Annotated in this window: 5 protein-coding genes; all 5 read left to right on the top strand. The window is 67.4% G+C overall.

Annotated elements, in window-relative coordinates; translation table 11 throughout:
- Positions 1-638, top strand: a 638-nt coding sequence (gene murB / locus B3E43_RS09945; RefSeq protein WP_292028966.1) for a UDP-N-acetylmuramate dehydrogenase, incomplete at its 5' end; no start/stop codon positions are given.
- A 12-nt stretch (positions 639-650) separates the two neighbouring features.
- On the top strand, positions 651-1,586 hold the full coding sequence (locus B3E43_RS09950; RefSeq protein ID WP_292028968.1) for a D-alanine--D-alanine ligase: 936 nt from the start codon (positions 651-653) through the stop codon (positions 1,584-1,586).
- On the top strand, positions 1,574-2,461 hold the full coding sequence (locus B3E43_RS09955; RefSeq protein WP_292028971.1) for a cell division protein FtsQ/DivIB: 888 nt from the start codon (positions 1,574-1,576) through the stop codon (positions 2,459-2,461). Before B3E43_RS09950 ends, B3E43_RS09955 begins: the two co-directional genes overlap by 13 nt.
- 14 nt (positions 2,462-2,475) lie before the next feature.
- Positions 2,476-3,804, top strand: a complete 1,329-nt coding sequence (ftsA, locus tag B3E43_RS09960; RefSeq protein WP_292028973.1) for a cell division protein FtsA — start codon at positions 2,476-2,478, stop codon at positions 3,802-3,804.
- Between the two features lie 212 nt (positions 3,805-4,016).
- On the top strand, positions 4,017-7,095 hold a 3,079-nt coding region (locus B3E43_RS09965; RefSeq protein WP_292028975.1), incomplete at its 3' end, for a TonB-dependent receptor domain-containing protein.

Below are 7,095 nucleotides of genomic sequence, written 5' to 3' on the forward strand. Positions count from 1 at the left end.
GCGACACGATCACCGCCGGCGCCGGCGCGCTGGATTCCATGGTGGCGAGGGCCTCGGCCAAGGCCGGGCTGGGCGGGCTGGAGTTCTATGCCGGCATTCCGGGGACCATCGGTGGGGCCCTGACCATGAACGCCGGCTGCTACGGCGCCGAGACCAAGGACATTCTGGTGTCGGCCCGGGGGCTGACGCGGTCGGGCGAGCGGGTGGACTATGCGCTGGCCGATTTCGGCTACACCTATCGCCACTCCGAGGCGCCCGCCGACATCATCTGGATCGAGGCCACCTTCCGTGGGACTCCCGACGATCCTGAGGCTGTCGCCGCCCGCATCGCCGAGATCACCTCGCGCCGCGAACTGACCCAGCCGATCCGGGAAAAGACCGGGGGCTCGACCTTCAAGAACCCGCCGGGCCATTCGTCGTGGAAACTGGTCGATGAGGCGGGCTGGCGCGGGAAACTGTTCAGGGCGACCGGCGGCGGAGCCATGTTCAGTGAATTGCACAGCAATTTCATGATCAATCCCGGAGAGGCGACGGCGGCGGATATCGAGGGTCTCGGAGATGCCGTGCGCGCCGACGTTCAAAGTAAACTGAACGTAAACCTGGAATGGGAGATCAAGAGGATCGGCCGCCCGCTCTGAGTTGATCCTGCCATGACCCGCCCGTTCGCAGACCTGCACGTCGCCGTCCTGATGGGCGGGCTGTCGTCCGAACGGCAAGTGTCACTGTCGTCCGGCAAGGGCTGCGCCGACGCGCTCGAAGGGCAGGTGGCGAAGGTCAGCCGGGTCGACGCCGGGCGCGACCTGGCCCAGGTGCTGGCCGAACTGAAGCCCGATGTCGTCTTCAACGCCCTGCACGGCGAATGGGGTGAGGACGGATGCGTCCAGGGCGTGCTGGAGACGCTGGGCATTCCCTATACCCACTCGGGCGTGCTCGCCTCGGCCCTGGCCATGGACAAGGAGAAGTCCAAGGCGGTGCTGAAGGCGGCCGGCGTCGTGGTTCCGGGGGGCGGGCTGTTCGACCGGCATGTGGTGTCGCGGACCCACGTCATCCCGCCGCCCTATGTGCTCAAGCCTAACGCCGAGGGGTCGTCAGTCGGCGTCTATCTGGTGCGCGAGGGCGAGCCGCCTTGCCCGGCGCCGGGCGAGGCGAGCTGGACCTATGGCGAACAGGTGATGGTCGAGCCCTTCATCGCCGGCAAGGAGCTGGCGGTCACGGTTCTTGGGGAGAAGTCCGGGCCGCGGGCCCTGACCATCACCGACATCACCCCGGCCAAGGGCTTCTATGACTATGAGGCCAAATACGCCCCGGGCGGCTCCAGCCATGTGCTGCCGGCGGTTCTGCCGCCGCATGTGTTCGAGGCGGCGCTGCGGGAATCCGAGCTGGCGCATACCGCCATGGGCTGCCGCGGCGTCTCGCGATCCGACTTTCGTTATGACGATGTTAAGGACGAACTGGTCCTTCTGGAGGTCAATACCCAGCCCGGCATGACCCCGACCTCGCTCAGTCCAGAGCAGGCCGCCCATGTGGGGATGGACTACAAAGCCTTGGTACGGTGGATGGTGGAGGACGCCTCATGCCCGCGGTAGTTCGCGGCGGTCGGCGACAGAGTTCGAACCAGCCTGCAAAACGCGGCGCGGCTCCCAAATCCCAGGGACGCGGCCGCGTGCCGCGCAACGCCCAGGCCACGCCCGGGAAGATGGCGGCGCTGGGCCGGCTGGATCTGTCGCCCCGCGCAGTCGTGATCTCCATCGCCGCCGGCGCCCTGCTGCTGGCCGGCGTTCTGGCGACGGGCGCGCGGGCCGAGCGGATCGGCGCCTCGATCGGCCAGGGCATCGACGGAATGACCGCCGGGATGGGCCTGAAGCTGGAGAAGGTCTTCATCGAGGGCGAGAGCCCCGAGGCGACGCGGGCCATCCAGCAGGCCGTGCAGCTTTCCGCCCACCAGCCCATGACCTCCATCGATCTCGACGCCGTGCGTGAACGGGTCGAACAGATCGGCTGGGTCAAGTCTGCGCGGGTCGTGCGCCTGTTGCCCGACACCCTGATCGTCCACGTCATCGAACATGACCGGTTGGCCGTCTGGCAGACCGGCGGCGTGAACCAGGTCATCGACAGTCATGGGCAGGTCATCGCCGGGGCCGACGCCGGCCGCTATCCGAACCTGCCTCTGGTGGTCGGCAAGGGCGCCGAACAGGCGGCCTCCGAAGTCCTGCCCCTGATCGCCCAGCGCCCGCGCCTCGCGAGCCGGGTCGAGGCCCTGGTGCGGGTCGACGAGCGCCGCTGGGACCTGCGGCTCAAGGACGGCAGCCTGATCCAGCTGCCTGCCTCCAACCAGGAGGCGGCGCTGATCCAGCTGGACGCGCTGGACCAGCGCGAGCGGCTGCTGGAGCTGGGCTTCGCCCGCATTGACCTTAGAACGCCCGAGGAGGTCGCCGTCCGGCCCTCCGCCGGCGAAGCGTAGAGCGGGGACGACGTATGACCGGACGGTCTGTGGACAAGTCTGTGGATAGCACGGGCCAGAAGGCGGGCAGGGCGCCCGTGGTCGCCGCGCTCGACCTCGGCCAGTCCAAGGTCGCCTGTTTCATCATGAAGGCCGACGGCGTGCGCCACGCCGACCGCACCATCCGTGTCGCGGGAGCCGGCCACGTCCAGTCGCGCGGCGTGCGCGGCGGCGGCATCGTCAATATGGACGAGGCGGCCCAGGCCATCGGTCACGCCGTCGAACGCGCCGAGCGGGCCGCGGGCTCGCCGGTCTCGGGCGTCGTCGTGACCACGGCCATCGGCCAGATGGCCAGTCATCGCGTTCAGGCCCGGGTCTCGCTGGGCGCCACGCCGGTCGGGGACGCCGACCTGGCGCGGGCCATCGGCATGGCGCTGGCGCAGATCAGACTGCCCAACCGTCGGCCGATCCATGTGTTGCCCATCGCCTGGTCGGTGGACGGGGCGAGGGGGGTGCACGATCCGCGCTCGATGAAGGGGCATTCGCTGGGACTGGACCTGCTGGTCGTCTCCATGGCCGAGAGCGCCTTCAACGGCCTGAGCCACTGTCTGGAACTGGCCCACCTCGATCTTCAGGGGGTGGCGGCGGCGCCGGTGGTGTCGTCGCTGGCGGCGCTGGAAGACGACGAGATGGACCTGGGCTGTGTCTGTATCGACATGGGCGGCGGCTCGACCTCTGCGGCGGTCTGGGGCGGGCGGTCGCTGCTGCACATCGAATCGCTGAGCGTCGGCGGCGATCACGTAACCGCCGACATCGCCCGGGGCCTGTCGACGTCGCGGGCCGGGGCCGAGCGGCTGAAGACCCTGCACGGCTCGGCCATGGCCAACGCCCATGAGGATCGCGAGATGCTGGAGGCCCCGCCGCGCGGCGAGGACGCCTCGGCCGGCCCGATCTTCGTCCAGCGCGCCATGCTCAAGACCGTCATCGCCCCGCGGGTCGAGGAGACGCTGGAGCTTCTCCGGGATCGGTTGCGCAACGCCGGCGTGGGCCTGGAGCCCGGTGCGGGCCTGGTGCTGACCGGCGGGGCCAGCCAGCTGAACGGCGTGCGCGAGCTGGCCATCCGGGTGTTCGACCGGCCCGTGCGGCTGGGCAAGCCCCAGCGCGCGCCCCACCTGGCCGACGCCGCCTCGGGTCCCGCCTTCTGCTCGGCGGCCGGCGTATTGCTTCGCGCCGCCTATGGGCCGCGCGAAGCCGTTTCCGCCCGCAAGCTGATGTCCCGCCAGATCTCGGCCGCCGACGCGCCCCGCGTCCATCGCGGCGGGATTGTGGCCCGCGCGGCGGGCTGGCTGCGCGAGAATCTCTGACCCACGCCCGCCCGGCGCAAGATGCCGCCGGAAAATTTCCCCGACGTGGCGAGACTGTGTCCGGATTGTAACAACCGCGGGCCGGATTGGTCGCCAAGAGGCCACAATCCCTTGCCGTTGCCGGCTTTGCTGCTAGCGTGAAGGTCCGAAGCAGAATCCGTCGTCCGGCGGGCGCTGCGTATTGCATCCACAACGGTTGGGGCCCAATCACCATGCTTCTCAAGCGCAAGTACCTCTTTGGCACGACGATCCTCGCGGGCGTCATGGCCGTCACGGCTCCGGCCTTCGCCCAGGACCAGCTCCCGGGCGTCAACGTTCAGGGTCGGTCCGACTCGCAGGCGACCGAGATCGACGAAGTCGTCGTCACCGGTTCGCGCATCCGTCGTGACCCGACCAACGCCCCGACCCCGCTCATCCAGGTGACGCGTGAAGCGCTGCTGAGCACCGGTCAGTCGACGGTCGTCGACTACCTGGCCACCATCCCCGCCCTGTCGAACTCGCTGGTTCCCTCGGACACGACCGGCTCGAACCTGAACGACGGTGGTCTGTCCTTCGCCAACCTGCGCTCGCTCGGCACCGGCCGGACGCTGACCCTGGTTGACGGCCGTCGCCACGTCGGCTCCTCTGCGGGCAACCTGGCTGTCGACGTCGACACCATCCCGCGTCTGCTGATCGAGAACATCGAAATCGTCACCGGCGGCGCCTCGTCGGTTTACGGCGCCGACGCCGTCTCCGGCGTGCTGAACTTCCAGCTGCGTCGCGACTTCGAAGGCATGGAAATCGACGCCAACTACGGCATGATCAACCAGGACGGTCAGGCCAACAAGCGCATCTCCGCCCTGATCGGCACCAACCTGTTTGACGACCGTCTGAACCTGTATGCCTTCGCTGAATACGAAGACATCGACATGGTCGAGAGCATGGACATCGACTGGCTCCGCGCCGCCCATGCCTTCGTCGGTATCGACGCCGACCCGACCAACGCGCCGTACGACGGCATGCTCGACAACCAGGTGTTCAGCGGCGTTCGCACCCTGTCGCGTCCGCGCTGGGGTCAGACCACGCTCGCCAACTCGCAGCGCCCCAGCCCGCTGACGGATCCCGATGTGCCGCTGGCCAGCTGTACCGCTCTGACCAGCGCCAACTGCTACAGCCTGGATCCCACCAAGACCTATTGGTATGAAGGCTCCACCGCCCGTCTGGCCAACTTCGGCCAGCGCATCGGCAATGTCGGCTCGAACCGGACGCTGAACATCGGTGGCGACGGTGAAAACCCGAACAACTTCGGCCAGGAAACCCGCGTTCCGGAATCGACCTCGCAGCGTTACCAGGTCGGCGCCAACTTCGCGGTCACCGACAACATCGACCTGTCGGTCGAGTACAAGTACATCACCGAAGACACCTTCGACATCTCGCAGCCGACCTTCTTCGACATCTTCCTGCACCAAACTCCGGGTACGTCCGGTGCCAACCCGCAATGGACCAACCAAATCCGCGCAGTCTCGCAGTTCGACCTGCGCTATTCGGACAACGCCTTCCTGCCGCAAAACGTGAAGGACGCCATCACGGCGAACATGGTCCAGAACTGGACCGCCAACGCCAACGCGGAAGGCACCGCAGCTGGTGCGGCGGTCTCGCGTCAGTGGGCCCGTCACTCGATGTTCGGCCCGCAACGCAGCCAGGACAACACGCGTGAAATCGAGCGCTACGTCCTGGCCCTGAGCGGCGACCTGGATCAGGTCGGCTTCATCAAGAACATCGACTGGGATCTGTCCTGGACCTCGGGCGAAGCCACCAACATCAACTTCGAGCGCGGTGTTGACGTCCAACGCTTCGCCCTCGCCGCTGACGCAGTCGTGGACGCCGCCGGTATCGTGAACGGCCGGCCGGGCGAAATCGTCTGCCGCGCACGTCGGATCGCGGCCCAGAACCTTCTGACACCGGGCTTCGGGGACCTCGACGACTATGTGCGTGGCAACTTCCCAGGCGGCAACGCTGCCCTGTCCAACGCCGAGTTCGCCGCCGCGGTGAACCAGTGCCAGCCGCTGAACGTGTTCGGCGACGGCAACCAGAGCCAGGCGGCCCTGGACTATGTCGATGCGGTCATCAACGTCTCGCACGTCAACCAGCAGGATCAGGGCCTGGCGGTCATCTCCGGCCAGCTCTGGGACTTCTGGGGCGCCGGCGAGATCGGCATGGCCATCGGCGCTGAATACCGCCGGGAGTTCACCGAAGGTCTCGGCCGCACGCGCAGCACCGGCGATCGCCTGCTGTTCATGAACACCGGCGCCGACTTCGCCGCCGCCGAATACGAGTCGAAGGAATGGTTCGCCGAACTTTCGATCCCGCTGTTCCGTGACAGCTGGTTGGGCGAGTACGCCGAACTCAGCGGTTCCTACCGTTCGTTCGACTACACCACCGCCGGTGAGGGCGACGTCTACGGCATCAACCTGGTCTGGCGTCCGATCCAGGACATCGCGTTCAAGACCAGCTTCAACACCTCGTTCCGCGCGCCCAACCTGTCGGAAAACTTCGCTCCCGCCAGCCAGACGTTCGCCAACGCCTTCGTTGACGCCTGCACCACCCTGCAGATCGCCGCGCAGAACCCCGAAGTCCGGGCCAACCGGATCGCCAACTGTACGGCTCTGGCCACGGCCGCCGGCTTCTCCTTCGACTTCGCCGGCGCCACCGCGACCAACCTGGACGACTTCAACCCGATCTACACCTCCGGCATCGCCGGCGTGATCCGGGGCAACGTCGACCTGACGCCGGAAGAGTCGGAAAGCTTCACCGTCTCGGCCGTGCTGCAGCCCCGCTGGTTCCCGAACCTCAGCATCATTCTCGACTACTACGAGATTGAACTGTCGCGGGTGATCGTGTTCCCGAACGCGCCTGCCCTTGCGGCCGCCTGCGTCAGCGGCGCCTCGCTGAACCCCGACGCCTGTGGCTCGGTGTTCCGCAACAACCCGACCATCCCGTTCGGCGTCGGCGCTCCCGCCGGCGACCCGATCGGCGGCTTCATCCAGCAGCCGGTCAACCTGGCGGCCCTGACCACCCGTGGTCTGGACTTCTCGGCCCGTTACTCGCTGGACACCGAAGAAGTGTTCGGCCGCAACTGGGGTCGCTTCGACTACCGCGTCGGTGGTCTGTGGCTGATCGAGCAGGAGAACTTCACCAACGTCGCCGATCCGACCGACGGTACGGAAGTGGGAAGCACGATCTTCTTCCCGCGTGTCCGCCTGACGTCGTCGCTGACCTGGTCGCCGAACGACATCTGGAGCGTCAACTGGA

Source organism: Brevundimonas sp. UBA2416 (assembly GCF_002343105.1).
In the GTDB taxonomy this organism is placed as follows: domain Bacteria; phylum Pseudomonadota; class Alphaproteobacteria; order Caulobacterales; family Caulobacteraceae; genus Brevundimonas.

Coding starts and splice junctions, on each gene's coding strand:
- B3E43_RS09955 (WP_292028971.1), top strand. CDS start 1,574: ATGCCCGCGGTAGTTCGCGGCGGTCGGCGACAGAGTTCGAACCAGCCT.
- B3E43_RS09950 (WP_292028968.1), top strand. CDS start 651: ATGACCCGCCCGTTCGCAGACCTGCACGTCGCCGTCCTGATGGGCGGG.
- ftsA (WP_292028973.1), top strand. CDS start 2,476: ATGACCGGACGGTCTGTGGACAAGTCTGTGGATAGCACGGGCCAGAAG.